Below are 17,195 nucleotides of genomic sequence, written 5' to 3'. Positions count from 1 at the left end.
CCGGCGGCAAGGCCCCCAGCCCTCAAATGTCCAGATTGGCAACTGACAGCGCGTTGTCCTGGATGAATTCGCGCCGCGGTTCGACCTCGTCGCCCATCAGCCGCGAAAACAGCGAATCCGCATCGGTGGCGTCATTGACCTTGACCTGCAGCAGCGAACGCACATTCGGGTCGAGCGTGGTTTCCCAGAGCTGCTCGGCATTCATCTCGCCGAGGCCCTTGTAGCGCTGCATGGTCAGGCCCTTGCGGCCGGTCGCAAACACCGCGTTGAGCAGCGCCAGCGGCCCCGAAATGGTTTCGGAGACATCCTTGCGGCGCAGCACCGGCGGCTCGCCATAGACTTCCATGAGGCGCGGGGCATAGCGGTCGAGCTGGCGTGCGTCGGCCGAATTTATCAGCCCGGCATCGAGCTGCGCGAATTCCTTGACGCTGCGCACCGTGCGTTCGAACACATAGCCGCCGACGCCTTCATTGGAGGTCGACAGCCGGCCGGTCCAGCCGCGCTCGGTGTCCTCGGCAATGATGTCAAGGCGCTGGGCGACGCGTTCGGCCATGGCATTGGCGCGGCCGAGGTCGTTTAGCACATCGGCGTTGAGCGCGCCGGCGATCGCCGCCTGTTCGACCACGCCCCTGTTGTAGCGCGTGTGCAGCCCGTTGATGAGCTGGCGCACGGCCAGTGCATCATCGATCGAGCCGCGCAGATCCTGTCCGGCCCGCGCCTCGCCGGAGGCAAGCGTCAGCGACGCCTCCTCCAGCCCGGAGCCGATCAGGAACTCCTCGAAGGCGCTCTCGTCCTTGATGTATTGCGAGCTTTTTCCGCGCGTCACTTTGTAGAGCGGCGGCTGGGCGATGTAGAGATGGCCGCGCTCGATCAGCTCCGGCATCTGGCGGAAGAAGAAGGTGAGCAGCAAGGTCCTGATATGGGCGCCGTCGACGTCGGCGTCGGTCATCAGGATGATCTTGTGGTAGCGCAATTTGTCGGCGTTGAACTCGTCCTTGCCGATCGAGGTGCCGAGCGCGGTGATCAGCGTGCCGATCATCTCGGAGCCGAGCATGCGGTCGAAGCGCGCCCGCTCGACATTGAGTATCTTGCCGCGCAACGGCAGGATTGCCTGGTTCTGGCGCGAACGGCCGCCCTTGGCAGAGCCGCCGGCCGAGTCACCCTCGACGATGAAGATTTCGGATTTCGCCGGGTCGCGTTCCTGGCAGTCGGCAAGCTTGCCAGGCAGAGAGGTGACGCCGAGCGAGCTTTTGCGGGTGATGTCTCGGGCCTTGCGCGCGGCTTCGCGCGCCGCGGCCGCCTGGATCACCTTGTCGATGACCACCTTGCCCTCGGTCGGGTGTTCTTCCAGCCAGGTGCCAAGCGCCTCGTTGACCAGGCCTTCGACCACCGGGCGGACTTCCGACGAGACCAGCTTGTCCTTGGTCTGGGAGGAGAATTTCGGGTCGGGAACCTTGACCGACAGCACCGCCGTCAGGCCTTCGCGGCAGTCGTCGCCGATCAGCGCCACCTTTTCCTTCTTGGTCAGGCCCGACGATTCGCCATAGCCGGTGATCTGGCGCGTCAGCGCGCCACGGAAGCCGGCCAGATGGGTGCCGCCATCGCGCTGCGGGATGTTGTTGGTGAAGGCCAGCACGTTCTCGTGGTAGCTGTCGTTCCACCACATCGCCACTTCGACGGTGATGCCGTCGCGCTCGGCCTTGATGGCGATCGGCTTGTCGATCAGCGGTTTCTTGACCCGGTCGAGATATTTGACGAACTCTTCCAGGCCGCCATCATAGTGCAACTCGTGGCGCACGAGATCGGCATGGCGGGCATCGGTCAAAATGATGCGCACGCCGGAATTCAGGAAGGCGAGCTCGCGCAGCCGGTGCTCCAGCGTGCCGAAGTCGAACTCGACCATGGTGAAGGTTTCGGACGACGGAAAGAAGGTGATCTCGGAACCGCTGCGGCCCTCATAGGTGCCGGGCTGCTTGTTCTGCTCATAGCTGCCGGTCGCCTTGAGCGGCGCATCGGCATTGCCATGCGTGAAGCTCATCTCGAAAATCTGGCCGTTGCGGCGGATTTTCAGCTTCAGCCAGGCCGACAACGCGTTGACCACCGAGACGCCGACGCCGTGCAGGCCGCCAGACACCTTGTAGGAATTCTGGTCGAATTTGCCGCCGGCATGCAGCTGCGTCATGATCACTTCGGCCGCCGAAATGCCTTCGCCAGTGTGAATATCGGTCGGAATCCCGCGGCCATTGTCGATAACGGTGACCGAACCGTCGGGATTGAGCGTCACCGTGACCAGATCGGCATGGCCGGCCAGCGCCTCGTCGATGGCGTTGTCGACCACCTCATAGACCATGTGATGCAGGCCCGAGCCGTCGTCGGTGTCGCCGATATACATGCCCGGCCGCTTGCGGACAGCGTCCAACCCCTTCAAAACCTTGATGGAATCGGCGCCGTATTCGGCCTCAGCGCCGTTGGCGTTGTCGCTTTGATCGCTCATGAAAACCTGTCTGATTGATGCCGCATGCTCAGCGCGAAAAAATGGCTTCGAATCACGCCGCTTTGATGTCCTAGATATAGGCGCAAAAGGCGGTTTTTCCAAGGTTTGCGGGCATTTCAGGGCTGAATCCCGAGCTGGCAGCCGGCTATTTTTTCGCGGCTTTCAATTTGGCCAGAAGACGGCGCAGATATTTGATCGTGGGTTTGTCCCTCGGCGCCAGTTTGCCTGTGCGGTCAAGCTCCAGCGTCAGGTCTAGCGCCTGCGACAACACAGCCTTCGGATTCTTCGCCACATAGGCATAGTTGATATAGGCCTGTACCAGATCGAATTGCCAGATCGCATTGTCCGGATCGGACAGGGCCAACCGCTGGCGGATGGCCAGGCTGGCTTCGAAGGCCTTCTTCGAGCCCTCATAGTGGCGCTGCTTGGTCTCCAGCAGGCCTATTTCCTCGAACGTGATCGACAGGTCGCGCTGCCAGTCGGAATTGCCCGGGTCGAGATTTGCCAACCGGTCGGCAATGACGAGACTGTCCTGGTAGTTCTGCAAAGCACCGGCGATATCGCCCTGGGCATCAAACACGCCGGCAATTTTTTCCAGACAGACCGACAGGTCGCGCTGCCAATCGGTGTTGCCTGGGTCGCTGGCGGCAAGGTCTCGCGCCGTGGCCAGCGCCTGCTGGTAGGCCTCCAACGCGAATGGCCAGTCCTTCTGGTCGCCGTAAGCATTGCCGATCTTGGCGTAACCGACCGACAGGTCGCGCTTCAAATCGGTGTCGTTTGAGTCGCGGCGCACCAGCGCTTCGGCGATTATTTGGCTCTTGTTGTAGGCGTCGAGCGCGCCCGCAGCGTCGCCACGCTCGCGCAGGACGTCGCCGATCCTTGTGTAGCTGACGGAGACGGCGCGCTGATGCCTGGGGTCGTCGGGGTTGTTCTGCGCCAGCGCCAGCCGAATTCTCAGGCTCTCTTCGAATGCAGTCTGGGCGCCATCCAGCTGGCCGGCGGTACGGGCAAGACCGCCGATTTCGTCGTAGGTAATGGTCAGGTCGCGCAGCAGATAGACGCTGTTCGGCTCGGCATCGGCCAATTGCTGCTTGATGGACAGGCTTTGCTGGTAGGCCTGGGCTGCCGCACCCACGTCGCCTTGCGTGGCCAGCACATTGCCGATCTTGTCATTGGCCATGGCGAGATCGCCGAGCCAGTCCTTCTTGTCCGGCACGTCTGTGGTCAGGCCCTGCAACATGTCCCTGGCCGCCTCATAGTTTTGCAGGGAGGCCGGCAGATCGCCTTGCGCCATCTTGATGTTGGCGAACTTGATATGGCCGATGGCCAGGTCGCGCTTGACGCTCGGATCGGTTTCCTGGCGCGCTCGCTGCTCAAGATTGGCGACCAGCGCCGCAAAGGCGCGGCCGGCGGCGTCGGTGTTGCCGACCGTTGTGTAGAGGATGCCGAGCTCTTCCAGCGTGCGGCTTTGGCGGTCGGCCTGTTCCAGGCTGAGCGAGGTCTGCCCGGCTTCGCCATAGAGCGCCAGCACCGTTTCATAGTCCTTGATGGCGGTTGCATAGTCCAGGGTGGCACGCGCCGCGCCGCCCGAGAGAAATCGCGTCGCGGCTTCGGACAGGGTGCGGCTGACGAAATTGGCCTTCAACGCCTGGCGCGAGACATTGTCGACGTCGGCGGCCTTGGCGAGGATCACGCGTGCACCATCGAAAGCGCCGAGCGCCAACTGTTCCTCGGCCTGGCGGCGCAGTTCGGTCACCTGCGGGTCGTCGGCGGCCAGCGTCTTCATCTCGCCGCGCACCTTGACGAAGGCGTCGGCCGCCTCGCGCAGCTTGGCGTCCAGGCTTTCGCCGGAGAGATGGCTGGTGTCGGAACTGATCAGCGCGCCATAGAGCGGCGCCAGCGGCATGTCGGCATCGCTGGCGACCCGTTCGACCGCGCCGCGCATTTCCGGCGTCACATCGGCCATGGCAAGCAACAGCCGCTCGCGCTCCGGCAGTTGTTCCTTGGCCGCCGAGGCGAAGAACAGCTTCGGCAGCCCGCTCTCGACGTAGGGCAGCTGTTTTCCGCGCGAAAGGTCGTAGACCTCCTGCTGCACCAGCGTCAGCACCGAGCGGATTTCGAGCCCGTCGGTGCCGAGGTATTTGATCAGCGCCGCTGTAAAGGGCGAATTCGCACCGGTACCGTCGGCAGCCGTCTCGCCGGGCGCCGCCGAAAAGGCGAACAGGATGTTTTCCGCCTTGCCGACGCGTCCGAGGCCCGGCTTGATCTTGTCCACCAGGTCCTTGATCAGCGATGTGGCGCCACGCCCGTCGCCGTTGCCGCCTGTGAACGGATCGCTGCGGCAGGCGTCGAGCACGATCAGCCCGACCTTCGCCGTGGCGGCAACCGCACCGCGCACTTCCTCCAGCGGCAGGCTGGTCTTCTCCAGCTGGTCGAGCGAGGAGGCATCGGCATCGACCGGCAGAAGACGGTTGTCGCCGGAGATTTCGACGCCATGGCCGGAGAAATACACCAGCGCCACGTCGGCGCCCATGGCGTCCTCGCGAAAATCGTCGAGAGCCCGGCGCATGCGCCTGAGATCACGATTGGTCTCGACCACGACCTCGAAGCCGAGCTTCTTCAGCGCCACTTCCATCGCCTCGCCGTCATTGACCGGATTGGAGAGCTTCCGCACCAGCCGATAGTCGTCCTCGGCAATGACCAACGCCACGCGCCGCTCCGCCACCGCCGTGGCGGTGGTCGCAAGCATCAACAGCAAGGCAAACAACAGGCGCAAATCGAACCGCCCCCGGCTCAGTCACCTGCCGACCATTCCACCTCTTTATGGCATGAGCAAGCCGGGGCCGGCTGCGTTACGCAGCCCGCATCGGCTTCAGCGCCTCGCTCCAGCGCGAGAGCTCGTCCAGCATGGTCTTGGTCCCACCCTCTACCTGCTCACTAGCCTGGAAGGAGCCGTCGCTCTCCAGCAGTTTCTGATACATCGGCAGCGCGACGCCTTCCGAGATGGGCATGACGCCCACCGCGGTCAGCAGCGGCTTCAGCGCCTGCGCGGCGCGCAGGCCTCCGGAAACGCCGCCATAGCTGAAGATGGCGGCGGGTTTGTATTTCCACTCGCGCGATAGATAATCGATCGCGTTGACGATCGCCGGAGCGACGAAATAATTGTATTCCGGCGCCACGAAGACAAAGGCGTCGGCGGCGTCGATTGCCTTCGACCAGGCCTTCGTATGGTCCTTCTCGTATTTGCCGAGTTTTGGATGATGCGGCTCGTCCAGAACCGGCAGATGGAACGTGGCAATGTCGGTCAGCACCGGTTCGAATTTGCCGTGCTCGCGGGCAAAATCCTCCAGCCAGTGGGCGAAGGCCGGCCCGGCGCGGCCCGGCCGCGTGCTGCCGATGATGATGTTCAGCTGGTGCTTCAAGCGGGCTCTCCTGGTGGCAGTATCTGTTAGTGACTATCACCTACGGCAGAGTGCCCTATTGGACAAGGCGCGAGCGTTTCACAGGCGGTCACGATCCGATGAACAGATTGTCTGTCGAGGCATTCTCGCTACAGCGTTTCAGTTTGCCGTTCGGTCACATGGACGCCCGGATTGCCAGCCACTACATCTGAGCTATCAGCGGAGCACCTCATGGACACGCAGCCCGTCCCCTTCGTGCCGCCGGCGCCCAGGCCGCGCACGACGCCGCCTTCGACGCTGGAGATGATGCGGATCGTCTACCGCAATCCGCTCGAACTGTGGGGCGAGCACACCTACAACGAGCCCTGGATTTCGGCGAATGGCGTCGGCGGGCATCTGATCGTCGCCAACGATCCCGGCCTTATCCGCCACGTGCTGATCGACAACGCCAGGAACTACAAGATGGCGACGGTGCGCCAGATGATCCTGCGACCGATCTTGCGCGACGGGCTGTTGACCGCCGAAGGCGAGGTGTGGAAGCGCTCGCGCAAGGCGATGGCGCCGGTGTTCACGCCGCGGCATATCTTCGGCTTCGCCGAGCCGATGCTGCGCCGCACGATGCAGTTCGTCGCCCGCTACGAGGAGGGCGGCATGACCGATGTCGCCCACGACATGACGCTGCTCACCTACGATATCCTGGCCGAAACGCTGTTTTCGGGCGAGATTGCGGGCGAGCCCGGCAGTTTTGCGCAGGAAATCGACCGCCTGTTCGAAACCATGGGCCGTGTCGATCCGCTCGACCTGTTGCGCGCGCCCGAATGGCTGCCGCGGCTGACCCGCATCCGCGGCCGCAAGACCATGGCGTATTTCCGCAAGATCGTCACCGATACAGTCAAGATGCGCGAGGAGCGGCTGAAGCGCGACCCCGACACCGCGCCGCAGGATTTCCTGACGCTTCTGCTGCGCGCCGAAGGCCCCGACGGGCTGACGCGGGCGGAAGTCGAGGACAACATCATCACCTTCATCGGCGCCGGCCACGAGACCACCGCGCGGGCGCTGGGCTGGACGATCTACTGCCTCGCCGAAGCGCCGTGGGAGCGCGAAAAGGTCGAGCGCGAGATCGAGGCCGTGCTGGCGCGCGAACCCGACCCAACGAAATGGCTCGACGCAATGCCGTTCACCCGCGCCGCCTTCGAGGAGGCGCTGCGGCTTTATCCGCCGGCGCCGTCGATCAACCGCGAGCCGATCGAGACGGAGACCTGGAACGATCTGGTGCTCCCCAAGCGCGCGGCCGTACTGGTCATGCCCTGGGTCGTGCACCGCCACAGAAAACTGTGGGACATGCCCGACGCCTTCATGCCCGAACGCTTCCATCCGGGAAACCGCGAGAAGATCGACCGCTTCCAGTATCTGCCGTTCGGCGCCGGTCCGCGCATCTGCATCGGCACCAGCTTCGCCATGCAGGAGGCGATCATTGCGCTGGCCGTCATGCTGTCGCGCTTCCGCTTCGACGTGACGTCCGAGACCAAGCCGTGGCCGGTGCAGAAACTGACGACACAGCCGCAAGGCGGCCTGCCGATGCAGGTCACGCGGCGCGTTTAACGGCGCAACGCCTTGTTACGCGATCCCGGCAGGCTTGCGCTGGAACTGGCCTGCGGCGCGGAAGCGCCAGAGATAGCTGGGCAGGATTGTGCCGATAGACTGCGGCTGGATGTCGAGGCCGGCAAGGTTCCGGTTGGCCTTGTTGGCCTCCTCCGACACAATATTGGGCTGGCGCAGCAGCAGCACCTGGTCCTTGGTCAGCAACGGGTTGGGCAGCAGGCCGAGGATCGAGGCCTGCAGATTGGCCATCCACCACGGCACCGGCACCAGGAGCCGCTTGCGCTCGATGACGGTGAGCAGCTCTTCCATGCACTGCTTGAAGGTGAGCACTTGCGGCCCGCCGAGTTCATAGATCTGGCCGCCCTTGATCTTGCCCTCGACCGAACGCGCCACTGCTTCGGCGACATCGCCGACATAGACCGGCTGGAACTTGGTCTGGCCGCCGCCGATTAGCGGCAGCACCGGCGAATAGCGCGCCATGTCGGCGAAGCGGTTGAAGAAACTGTCCTCGGGTCCGAAATTGATCGACGGACGGAAGATGACGACGTCCGGGATCGTCTCCAGGACGGCCTTTTCGCCGAGCGCTTTGGTGCGGGCATAGTCGGATTCGGCGTTGAGGTCGGCGCCCAGCGCCGAGATGTGGGTGAGCCCTGCGCCGACCGAGCGTGCGGCTTCGGCGACGGCGCGGGCGCCGAATTCGTGCACGGTGTTGAATTTCTGCCGGCCGCTTTCATGCGGGATGGCGACCAGATTGATGACATGGTCGGCGCCCTGCACGGCGCGGTCGACCGACCAGCGCACGCGCACATTGGCCTGCACCGGCTGGATCTGGCCGACATTGCCGAGCGGCTGCAGATGTCCCGCGAGATCGGGCCGGCGCACCGCCACCCTGATGCGGTAGCCGCGCCTGGCCAGCGCCCGCACGATGTGGCGGCCGACGAAGCCGGAGCCGCCGAAGACGACCACGAGCTTGGGGATCTGCAGGATTTCGGTCATGGCTGGCTCCGGCGCTCGAAAGCTTGGCTGAAGCCGTTTCATAGTCCGTTTTGGGCCAAAGGCAAAGGGTGACGCGTCGTCGCTGCCACCCTCTTATAGACCCTTCAGAACGCCTTGCCGATGCGCGCGTCGACCGACTGGCGGTTGCCGCCGCGGATAACGAAGAACAGCAGGATCGCCGCCCATAGAAGCGACTTTTCAGCGCCGGAAAAGCCCTGGCCGACAGTGATCCAGTGGAACCAGACGGTGACCAGCAGCACGATCATGCCGGCAAAGGCGGCGGGCCGAGCCAACAGGCCGATGGCGATCAGAATGCCGCCGAAGAATTCGGTGCAGGACAAAAGCAACGACCAGAACGCGCCGGGATAGAAGCCGAGGCCTTCGACCATCTCGGCGGCGCCGAAAGGGTTGGTGATCTTCTGCGAGCCGTGAATGGTGAGAAACCCGCCGGCGACGACGCGCAGAAGGGTTTCGGCGCCATCATGCAGCGACGAATACAGGCGGCCAAACACCGGAACGATAAGTTTGCCGCGGGAAGCGTCGGTGGTTGCGGACATCGTAGCTCCTGTTGTTGTGACGATCCCTTGCAAACGCCCGATGGTTCCCGGCAAGTCAAGTTAACAAAAGTTAACTTTCGTCATCATGTTTTAGTATACAGAGCATGAACCCAGAAAACCCCGCCGAAGCGGGGTTTTCCGGGTGACGCAACGGTCGAGACAGAGCGCAACGGGGCGGATAACCTGAGACGGCATACGCCCGCCCGGGCCCTGGACGTATCCGACAGAAGACACCGACCGGGCAAACCCGACCCGGCAGCTATTGGTCGTTGCGATCGGTAGAAAGGTCAGCCAGGTCGCGTTGTCGCAGGACCGCTTCAGCCCGAATAGCGCTCGGCGAACTCGGAAATGCGCTGCACCACGGCTTTGGGGGCATTGATGCCGCGCGCCTGCGCCTTCTCGGCCGCTTCGGCCCGCGCCCGGCCCGGCACGTGCACGCCAAAGCGCCGGCGCAGCCGGTCGAGCTGGTCCTTCATGCGTTGCTCGAAATCCGGGTCGAGCAGCTTGGGCTCGACGGCGAGCACGAACAGGCCGGTTCCGGGGCTGTCCGATCCGCCGGAGAACCAGGGCGCGTCGAGCGACCAGTTGGCGCCCGACAGGCCAGCCGCCAGCACTTCGACCATCAGCGCGATGTTGGCGCCACGCTGGCCGCCGAAGGCCAGCATGGCGCCCTTCATGGCAGCGGCCGGATCGGTGGTCGGGTTGCCGCTGGCGTCCAGCGCCCAGCCTTCGGGGATCTTCTTGCCGTCCTCGGCCGCCTTGCGGATGTTGACGAAGGCGGTGGCGCTCGACGACTGGTCGATGACCAGCGGCGCGCCATCGGCGGCGGGTGCCGCAAACGACATCGGGTTGGTGCAATAGACCGGCTTGACCGAGCCCGAGCCTGCCAGCACCGCCGGCCCGTTGGTGGCGGCGAAGGAGACCAATCCCAGCTGCGCCAGACGCCCGGTGAAATAGCCTAGTGCGCCGCACGTATAGGCGTTCTTCTGCGAGAAGATGGCGACGCCGAACAGCTTTGCCGCCTTGGCGAGGTCGTCGATGGTGCGGTCGAAGCCGGTATGGGCGAGGCCGCCACGCGCATCGGATTGATAGACGGCGAGCGCCGGCCTGGTGATCACGGGATCGGCATTGCCGTCGATGCGGCCGGCTTCCAGCGCTTCGAGGTAATCGATGAAATGGGTCAGCCCGACGGTCGAAAGCCCTTCCGCCTCGGCGGCAATGATCGAGGCGGTGAGCGACCTCGCCGCCTCCTCATTGGCGCCGGCGCCGAGCGCCGCCATCCGGCACAGCCCTGTTGCCTGGTCGAGAGAGAGTTGCATGGTGCGGACCCGATTGGTGGTGAGTGAGTAGGGAGTAGTCAGTAGGGAGTAGCGAAAGCAAGCGGTTTCCCGGTCATATGCTGACTACTCACTACTGCCTACTCACTATTCCCTAGCCCACCTTGTTCGGTATGCGCGCCTCGATCTTGCTGAATGCAAACACCAGTATGCCGGTGATGATCATGTAGATCAGCGCCAAAAGCAGCAAGGGTTCGTAGGTGAGGTAGGTGTCCTGCCGGACCTTGGACGAGACTGCGAAGATGTCGATGACGCTGATCGTCGCCACCAGCGGCGTCGACTTCAGCTGCAGCACGGTTTCGCCGGTCAGCGTCGGCAGCGCCCGGTAGATGGCCTGCGGCAGCCAGATGCGGCGGAAAATCTTCCAGCGGCTCATGCCGAAAGCGCGGGCCGCCTCTAACTGCCCCTTCGGCACGCCGGCAAAGGCGCCGCGCATTACTTCGCCCTCATAGCCGGCGAAGGACAAGGTCAGTGCCAGCACGCCATAAGGCCAGGCTTGCCTCAGATACGGCCACATCCAGGATTCGCGGATCCAGGGAAATTGCGGAAACAGCGAGCCCAGCCCGTAATAGAGCAGCCACAGCTGGATCAGCAGCGGCGTGCCCCTGATGACGGTGCAGAATGTCCTGGCGGGCGCGGAAAACCAGAACGGGCCGGCGGCCTGCGCCAGCCCGAGCGGCACGGCGAGCAGGAAGCCGAGAAAGCAGGTGACGGCCAGGATCCACAGCGACCGCCAGATGCCGAGAAGCCCCATTTCATAATATTGCGGCAGCCAGTCCCAGCGCATGAAGAAGGCTGCACCGAAAACCAGCGCGATCGCGGCCAGGATCAGCACGATGCGATGCGGCTGCAGCCACAGCGACGTGCGCGCGGCAGCGTTGATGATGGTCGCTTCTCCGGCCATCAGCGCGCATCCTTGAGCGACGGCATACCGCGCCGCGACCAGGCCTCGAGACGGCCGATGAGCAGGTTGGAGACCAGCGACAAGATGAGATAGAGCACGCCCGCGGCGAAAAAGAAGGTGAAATAGGCTTTGGTGACGCCCGCCGCCTGCCGCGTCGCCAGCGCCAGTTCGTAAAAGCCGACGACTGCCAGAAGGGCCGTATCCTTGGTGGCGATCAGCCACAGATTGGCGAGCCCGGGTATGGCGAAGGGCAGCATCGCCGGCAAGGTGATGCGCCGCAGCATGAGCCCGGGTGACATGCCATAGGCGCGAGCGGCTTCGATCTGGCCCTGCGGTATGGCCAGGATGGCGCCACGGATCACTTCGGTCGAATAGGCGCCCTGGACAAAGCCGAGCACGGCGATGCCTGCCGCAAGGCCGCTGACGTCGACGCGCTGGTAGCCCATTGCCGTCAGCGCCTGGTTAATCAGGTCTGTTCCGGCATAATAGAGCAGCAGGATCAGCACCAGTTCGGGCACGGCGCGCACGATGGTGGTGTAAACCGCCAGCAAGTCGCGTACGACCGGCCCGCCGTAAAGTTTGCCAAAGGCGCCACCGGTGCCGATCAGGAGACCAAGGACCGTGGCGCCGAGCGCGATCTCGATCGAATGGAGCAGCCCAAGCAACAGCGTGCCGCCCCAGCCCGGCGGATTGGGCGAGAGAAGTTCTATGATGCCGGCCGCCGAGGCCGAAAGAAGTGCGTCGATCAGCGTCGCCCCCGGATTGCTGGCTTCAACCACCGCCGACGGCAGCGTCGGTGGCAGCATGTCTGGGAAAGGTCGGGCAGGAGGGGCATGGCGTTGGCGCCGTGCCCCTCAGCTCATGCGAGGATCGTCAGTTCGACTGCGCGCCGCCACCACCGTAAATGTCGAAATCGAAGTATTTCTTCGATATCTCGTCATATTTGCCGTTCGAGCGGATCGCCTTGATGCCGGCGTTGATCTTGGCCTTAAGGTCGGTGTCTTCCTTGCGCACGCCGGCGCCCACGCCCGGTCCGAGCACTTCATCGTCCGGAGCCACCATGCCCTTCAGATCGCAGCAGGCCTTGCCCTGGTCCGACTTCAGGAATGCGTCGAGCGCGATCGAATCCGCCTGGACGGCGTCGAGGCGGCCTGCGGCCAGATCGTTGTTGGCTTCGTCCTGGGTCTGGTATTCCTTGATCTCGGCGGCCGTGGGGCCGAAATGCTTCTTGGCATAGGCCGAATGGGTGGTCGACACCTGCACGCCGAGCACTTTGCCCTTGAGATCGTCCGGCGTGGCGCCGAATTTCTGGTCCTTCGGGCCGATGATGGCGGTCGGCGTGTTGTAGTACTTATCCGAGAAGTCGATGGTCTTCTCGCGTTCGGCGGTGATCGACATCGAACTGGCGATGACGTCGATCTTCTTGGTCGTCAGCGCCGGGATGATGCCGTCCCAGGCGACAGGCGTGATGACGCAGTCGAGCTTCTCCTCGGCGCAGACGGCGTCGATGAACTCGATTTCCCAGCCAACCCATTTGCCGGAAGCGTCCGGCGAGGTGAAGGGCGGATAGGGCTCGGCGGCGACACCGATCTTGACCGGATCGGCCTTGGCCACGCCCATGGCGGCAACGCCGAGCAGCAGCGCTGCGGCGAATGTTTTCAGAACAGTCTTCATGTCACGACTCCCAGTTTGTTGTTGGTTCCCGGTTTTCTTCCGTCCCGGCTTGTCCTAGCCGATGTTGCGGATGAACTGCTTCAGCCTTTCGGATTTCGGTGCGCCGAATATCTGCTCCGGCGGCCCCTCTTCCTCGACCAGCCCGTTGCAGAGGTAGACGACATGGGTCGCGACCTCGCGGGCGAATTTCATTTCATGCGTGACCAGCACCATGGTGCGGCCCTCGCGCGCCAGGTCGCCGATCACCTTCAGCACCTCGCCGACCAGCTCCGGGTCGAGCGCCGAGGTCGGCTCGTCGAACAGCATGACGCGCGGGTTGATGGCCAGGGCGCGGGCGATCGCCGCGCGCTGCTGCTGGCCGCCCGAGAGATAGGCCGGATAGACGTCGCGCTTTTCGGCCAGGCCGACGCGCGCCAAAAGCTTTTCGGCTTCCCTGATCGCCACGTCGCGCCTTACGCCCAGAACATGCACCGGAACCTCGATGACGTTCTCGATCAGCGTCATGTGGCTCCACAGGTTGAAGTTCTGGAACACCATTCCGAGCTTGGCGCGGATGCGTTCGATCTGCCGGCGGTCGGCGGGCACGGTGTGGCCGTGGCTGTCGGCCTTGAGTTTGATCTCCTCGCCATTGACGCGGATGATGCCGCTGGTCGGATTTTCCAAGCAGTTGATGCAGCGCAGCAGCGTCGACTTGCCGGAACCCGAGCCGCCGATAATGGCGATCACCTCGCCGTCGCGCGCCGACAGCGAAACGCCTTTCAGCACATGCAGCTGGCCGAATTTCTTGTGCAGGTTCTCGACATGGATGGCTTCGGCGGCGCCGTCCTGCGCCTTGCCGGATTGGACTGCGGCGGGTCCCGCCGCGCTCACCGGGGAACCTCTGCCACAGGGTCCACGGCAGATCGTCGAACGTCTATCCGGCTAATCAACATACGCTGTAATGCCCACTCCAGACTTCAGCATGGACCCAACAGCGCGAGCCCGTCAATCCCGCTCATTACGGCACTTGCGGCCTTATTGTGCAAGTGTATAAATAGCTTCCGATGAAATTTCTTCCATTTTTTTCACCCTGAACACGGCATTGAAAAGGGCACCGATGAGCGCTTTCGGATCACAGTCCATGGCGGCGCCGTTGCGGCGCGTGCTGATGCGGTCGGCGGCCAATGCCATGCGCGGCGCCGACCGGGCTACCTGGCACTATGGCCCGGGTTTCGATGCGGTGAAAGCGGCGGCGCAGCACGCGGCTCTTGCTGAACTGGTAACGGCCTCCGGCGCCGAAATCGAATGGATCGATGACAAGGCCGACGGGCTGTCGGATTCCGTATTCACCCACGACCCGTCGCTGATGACCGACCGCGGCGCGCTGATCCTATCCATGGGCAAGCCATTGCGCGCCCGGGAGCCATCGCTGCATGAGGAAACCTACACACGCCTGGGTATTCCTATCCTCGGCCGCGTCGAGGCTCCCGGCCAGGTCGAAGGCGGCGATTGCGTATGGCTGGATAAAAACACGCTGGTAATCGGGCGCGGGGTGCGCTCCAACCAGGAAGGCATACAGCAGGTTTCCAACCTGCTGACGCCGCTCGGCATTTCCGTCTACGGCTTCGATCTGCCGCTGTGGCAGGGCGAGGAGGCGTGCCTGCATCTGATGTCGGTGATCAGTCCGCTGGCCGACGACCTGGCCCTGGTCTATTCACCGCTTTTGCCGGCGCCGTTCTATCAGTTGCTGAAGGCGCGCGGCATCCGGCTGGTGGAAGGCGACGCCGAAGAGTTTGCCGCTTCGAACGGCCTCAGCCTGAACGTGCTGCCGACCAGCCCGCATAAGGTCATTGCCGTCGCCGGCTTTCCCAAGACCAAGGCCGCGATGGAAGCCGCCGGCTGCACGGTTCAAATCTTCGAGGCGGATGCGCTCTGCATCGCCTGCGAAGGTGGGCCGACATGCCTGACGCGGCCCATCCTGCGGCAATGAATGAGCGCCGCAAGTTCCGCCGCGAGGGCGAGGAGCGGCGGCGGCAGGATCTGATCGACGCGACCCTGGACAGCGTGGCCGAACATGGGCTGGAGGGCGCCAGCCTGCGCACCATCGCATTGCGCGCCGGCGTCACCGCCGGGCTGATCCGGCACTATTTCCCCGGCAAGGAAGACTTGCTGCAGGAAGCCTACGCGGCGCTGATGGGCCGCATGATCGAGCAGGCGAAGGCGGCATTGCTCATGGAAAACGCCTCGCCGCGCCAGCGCCTTGCGGCCTTCGTTACTGCCAACCTCAACGCGCCGATCATCGATGCACGCGTGTTTTCGCTGTGGGCAACCTTCATCGGCCGCGCCGGCGCGGATCCGAGCCTGGCTCGCGCCCACCGCGAAGGCTATCTCGGCTTTCGCAACGAGGTGGAAGCAGTCGTTGCCGAAGTGCTCGGCGCCGAGCAGCGCAGGCCAAACGCAGATGAACTGCGCCGCCATGCCATTGCCATCAACGCGATCATCGACGGGCTCTGGATCGAAGGCTGTCTGGCCGCAGAGATGTTCTCGCCTGGCGAATTGGCGGCGATCGGCGTCAAAGCCATAGAGGCCGAGCTCGGCCTCGCGCCGCAAAAGGGAGAGAAGCCATGACCACCATCGGCGAAGCGCTGATCACGCTGCTCGAAGCGCATGGCGTCGACACCGTTTTCGGCATTCCTGGCGTCCACACTGTCGAGCTTTACCGCGGGCTGGCGCGTTCAAAGATACGCCATGTCACGCCGCGTCACGAACAGGGCGCCGGCTTCATGGCCGACGGCTATGCCCGCGCCAGCGGCCGGGCGGGCGTTGCCTTTGTCATCACCGGACCGGGGCTGACCAACACCATCACCGCAATGGGCCAGGCGCGCGCCGATTCGGTGCCGATGCTGGTGATTTCGGGCGTCAACGCGATGCCGACGCTGGGAAAGGGGCTGGGCTTCCTGCATGAGCTGCCGGACCAGCGCGGCATGATGGAGAAAGTGGCGCTGTTTTCGCAGCGTGTCACCGAGGCCAGCGAATTGCCGGGCGCTTTGGCGCGGGCCTTCGCGCTGTTTTCGTCGTCGCGGCCGGGCCCCGTCCATATCGAGATCCCGACCGACGTCATGGTCAAACCGGCCGACGGCATCGCTGCTTCGCTCACCAATGCGGCGCCGCCGGCGCCGGATGGCGCAGCCATTGCCGAGGCAGCCAAACTGATCGCAGCCGCGCGCCGGCCGCTGATCCTTGCCGGTGGCGGCGCCAAGCGCGCCGAACAGCCACTGCAGCGCCTGGCCGAGCGGCTCGGCGCACCTGTCGTCCAGACCGCCAATGCGCGCGGTCTGCTGCACGCGCATCCGCTTTGCGTGCCGGCCAGCCCCAGCCTGAAGGCGGTGCGTGCGCTGATGGCAGACGCCGATCTGGTCATCGCTGCCGGCACCGAATTCGGCCCGACCGACTATGACGGTTACAGCGACGGCGGCTTCGTGCTGCCCGCCAACCTGATCCGCATCGATATCGGCGCCGACCAGCTCGCCCGCCGCCCGGTGAGCGTCGGCATCCAGGCCGATTGCGCGGAGGCGCTTGGCGCACTGCTTGGCGCGCTCCACCCTGATCATGCCGCGGCGAAGAACGGCGAGAGCCGCGCAGCCGCGTCGAGGAAGGCGGCCTTTGCCGAGCTCAGCCCGGCCTATGCCGCGCAGGTGCGTGCGGTGGAAACCATCCGCGACGCACTGCCGGGCGCAATCATCGTCGGCGATTCCACGCAGCCGATCTACGCCGCCAATCTCTATTACGACCATGACCGGCCAGGCGGCTGGTTCAACGCCGCCACCGGTTTCGGCGCGCTCGGCTACGGGCCGCCGGCGGCGATCGGCGCAGCGCTCGCCATGCCCGGCGTGCCGGTGGTTTGCCTGACCGGCGACGGCGGCTTCCAGTTCACCTTGCCGGAGCTAGGCGCGGCGCTCGATGCACCCGCACCGGTCATCTTCGTCGTCTGGAACAACAGAGGCTATCGCGAGATCGAAACGTCGATGCTCGATGTCGGCGTCGAGCCGGTCGGCGTGTCCCCGGCGCCGCCGGATTTCTGCAAGCTGGCCGAGGCCTACGGCATATCAGCCGAGCGGCTTGCCGGTACTGCCGGTCTCGCCGATGCGCTCAAACGCGCACGCGCAACCAGACTGCCGCACGTCCTCGAAATCACCATCGACTGACGCCTGGCCGCGCGCCGTACGTCCATGCGCGGGGGTCGGAAGGGGC

General features: G+C 64.4%; 15 protein-coding genes. 4 read left to right on the top strand and 11 right to left on the bottom strand.

Annotated features, from left to right (window positions below):
• Window positions 1-22 precede the first annotated feature (22 nt).
• From gyrB to X750_RS161990, 3 genes are all read right to left on the bottom strand, one after another.
• Entirely contained in the window at window positions 23-2,494 is a 2,472-nt protein-coding gene (gene gyrB / locus X750_RS161980; RefSeq protein ID WP_023671333.1) for a DNA topoisomerase (ATP-hydrolyzing) subunit B, read from the bottom strand.
• A gap of 145 nt (window positions 2,495-2,639) precedes the next feature.
• On the bottom strand, window positions 2,640-5,270 hold the full coding sequence (locus X750_RS161985) for a caspase family protein (RefSeq protein ID WP_023746547.1): 2,631 nt from the start codon (window positions 5,268-5,270) through the stop codon (window positions 2,640-2,642).
• Between the two features lie 76 nt (window positions 5,271-5,346).
• The gene (locus tag X750_RS161990; RefSeq protein WP_023746546.1) at window positions 5,347-5,916 is read right to left on the bottom strand and encodes an NADPH-dependent FMN reductase; all 570 of its coding nucleotides are present in this window, start codon (window positions 5,914-5,916) and stop codon (window positions 5,347-5,349) included.
• 210 nt (window positions 5,917-6,126) lie between these two features.
• On the opposite strand from X750_RS161990, the gene X750_RS161995 reads away from it, so the two are divergent.
• A complete protein-coding gene (locus X750_RS161995; protein ID WP_023746545.1) occupies window positions 6,127-7,497 on the top strand; it encodes a cytochrome P450 in 1,371 nt (456 codons plus the stop codon).
• A 15-nt stretch (window positions 7,498-7,512) separates the two neighbouring features.
• Here X750_RS161995 and X750_RS162000 read toward each other — a convergent pair whose 3' ends face one another.
• From X750_RS162000 to X750_RS1000000166285, 8 genes are all read right to left on the bottom strand, one after another.
• The gene (locus tag X750_RS162000; RefSeq protein ID WP_023746544.1) at window positions 7,513-8,493 is read right to left on the bottom strand and encodes a complex I NDUFA9 subunit family protein; all 981 of its coding nucleotides are present in this window, start codon (window positions 8,491-8,493) and stop codon (window positions 7,513-7,515) included.
• A gap of 104 nt (window positions 8,494-8,597) precedes the next feature.
• Window positions 8,598-9,050, bottom strand: coding sequence for a DoxX family protein (locus tag X750_RS162005; protein WP_023746543.1), 453 nt, complete (start codon window positions 9,048-9,050; stop codon window positions 8,598-8,600).
• A gap of 317 nt (window positions 9,051-9,367) precedes the next feature.
• Window positions 9,368-10,369, bottom strand: coding sequence for an Ldh family oxidoreductase (locus tag X750_RS162010; RefSeq protein WP_023746542.1), 1,002 nt, complete (start codon window positions 10,367-10,369; stop codon window positions 9,368-9,370).
• Window positions 10,370-10,481: 112 nt separating this feature from the next.
• Window positions 10,482-11,291, bottom strand: coding sequence for an ABC transporter permease (locus X750_RS162015; protein ID WP_023746541.1), 810 nt, complete (start codon window positions 11,289-11,291; stop codon window positions 10,482-10,484).
• The gene (locus X750_RS162020) at window positions 11,291-11,956 is read right to left on the bottom strand and encodes an ABC transporter permease (RefSeq protein ID WP_032893169.1); all 666 of its coding nucleotides are present in this window, start codon (window positions 11,954-11,956) and stop codon (window positions 11,291-11,293) included. Before X750_RS162020 ends, X750_RS162015 begins: the two co-directional genes overlap by 1 nt.
• Window positions 11,957-12,164: 208 nt before the next feature.
• Window positions 12,165-12,965, bottom strand: a complete 801-nt coding sequence (locus X750_RS162025) for a transporter substrate-binding domain-containing protein (RefSeq protein WP_023671323.1) — start codon at window positions 12,963-12,965, stop codon at window positions 12,165-12,167.
• A 54-nt stretch (window positions 12,966-13,019) separates the two neighbouring features.
• Window positions 13,020-13,835 carry an ABC transporter ATP-binding protein gene (locus X750_RS162030; protein WP_023729738.1) on the bottom strand — a complete coding sequence of 272 codons (816 nt, stop codon included), beginning with the start codon at window positions 13,833-13,835 and terminating at the stop codon, window positions 13,020-13,022.
• 144 nt (window positions 13,836-13,979) lie between these two features.
• A complete protein-coding gene (locus X750_RS1000000166285; protein ID WP_196813766.1) occupies window positions 13,980-14,135 on the bottom strand; it encodes a hypothetical protein in 156 nt (51 codons plus the stop codon).
• On the opposite strand from X750_RS1000000166285, the gene X750_RS162035 reads away from it, so the two are divergent.
• Genes X750_RS162035 through X750_RS162045 form a run of 3 tightly spaced genes read left to right on the top strand, consistent with a single transcriptional unit; the run spans window position 14,062 to window position 17,149 of the window.
• Window positions 14,062-14,934, top strand: coding sequence for a dimethylarginine dimethylaminohydrolase family protein (locus X750_RS162035; RefSeq protein WP_023746540.1), 873 nt, complete (start codon window positions 14,062-14,064; stop codon window positions 14,932-14,934). The genes X750_RS1000000166285 and X750_RS162035 overlap by 74 nt on opposite strands.
• A complete protein-coding gene (locus tag X750_RS162040) occupies window positions 14,904-15,572 on the top strand; it encodes a TetR family transcriptional regulator C-terminal domain-containing protein (RefSeq protein ID WP_023746539.1) in 669 nt (222 codons plus the stop codon). The genes X750_RS162035 and X750_RS162040 overlap by 31 nt, the downstream gene beginning before the upstream one ends.
• Window positions 15,569-17,149 carry a 5-guanidino-2-oxopentanoate decarboxylase gene (locus tag X750_RS162045; RefSeq protein ID WP_023746538.1) on the top strand — a complete coding sequence of 527 codons (1,581 nt, stop codon included), beginning with the start codon at window positions 15,569-15,571 and terminating at the stop codon, window positions 17,147-17,149. The genes X750_RS162040 and X750_RS162045 overlap by 4 nt, the downstream gene beginning before the upstream one ends.
• The last annotated feature ends 46 nt before the right edge of the window (window positions 17,150-17,195 follow it).

This window comes from Mesorhizobium sp. LNJC391B00, from assembly GCF_000502535.1.
Classification (GTDB): Bacteria; Pseudomonadota; Alphaproteobacteria; order Rhizobiales; family Rhizobiaceae; genus Mesorhizobium.
This window is presented reverse-complemented; position numbering and strand designations above follow the sequence as displayed.

Bases quoted from the DNA above. Each gene is read 5' to 3' on its own strand.
- gyrB (WP_023671333.1), bottom strand. From the start codon at position 2,494: ATGAGCGATCAAAGCGACAACGCCAACGGCGCTGAGGCCGAATACGGC.
- X750_RS161995 (WP_023746545.1), top strand. From the start codon at position 6,127: ATGGACACGCAGCCCGTCCCCTTCGTGCCGCCGGCGCCCAGGCCGCGC.
- X750_RS162000 (WP_023746544.1), bottom strand. From the start codon at position 8,493: ATGACCGAAATCCTGCAGATCCCCAAGCTCGTGGTCGTCTTCGGCGGC.
- X750_RS162005 (WP_023746543.1), bottom strand. From the start codon at position 9,050: ATGTCCGCAACCACCGACGCTTCCCGCGGCAAACTTATCGTTCCGGTG.
- X750_RS162010 (WP_023746542.1), bottom strand. From the start codon at position 10,369: ATGCAACTCTCTCTCGACCAGGCAACAGGGCTGTGCCGGATGGCGGCG.
- X750_RS162015 (WP_023746541.1), bottom strand. From the start codon at position 11,291: ATGGCCGGAGAAGCGACCATCATCAACGCTGCCGCGCGCACGTCGCTG.
- X750_RS162025 (WP_023671323.1), bottom strand. From the start codon at position 12,965: ATGAAGACTGTTCTGAAAACATTCGCCGCAGCGCTGCTGCTCGGCGTT.
- X750_RS162035 (WP_023746540.1), top strand. From the start codon at position 14,062: ATGAGCGCTTTCGGATCACAGTCCATGGCGGCGCCGTTGCGGCGCGTG.
- X750_RS1000000166285 (WP_196813766.1), bottom strand. From the start codon at position 14,135: ATGGCATTGGCCGCCGACCGCATCAGCACGCGCCGCAACGGCGCCGCC.
- X750_RS162040 (WP_023746539.1), top strand. From the start codon at position 14,904: ATGCCTGACGCGGCCCATCCTGCGGCAATGAATGAGCGCCGCAAGTTC.
- X750_RS162045 (WP_023746538.1), top strand. From the start codon at position 15,569: ATGACCACCATCGGCGAAGCGCTGATCACGCTGCTCGAAGCGCATGGC.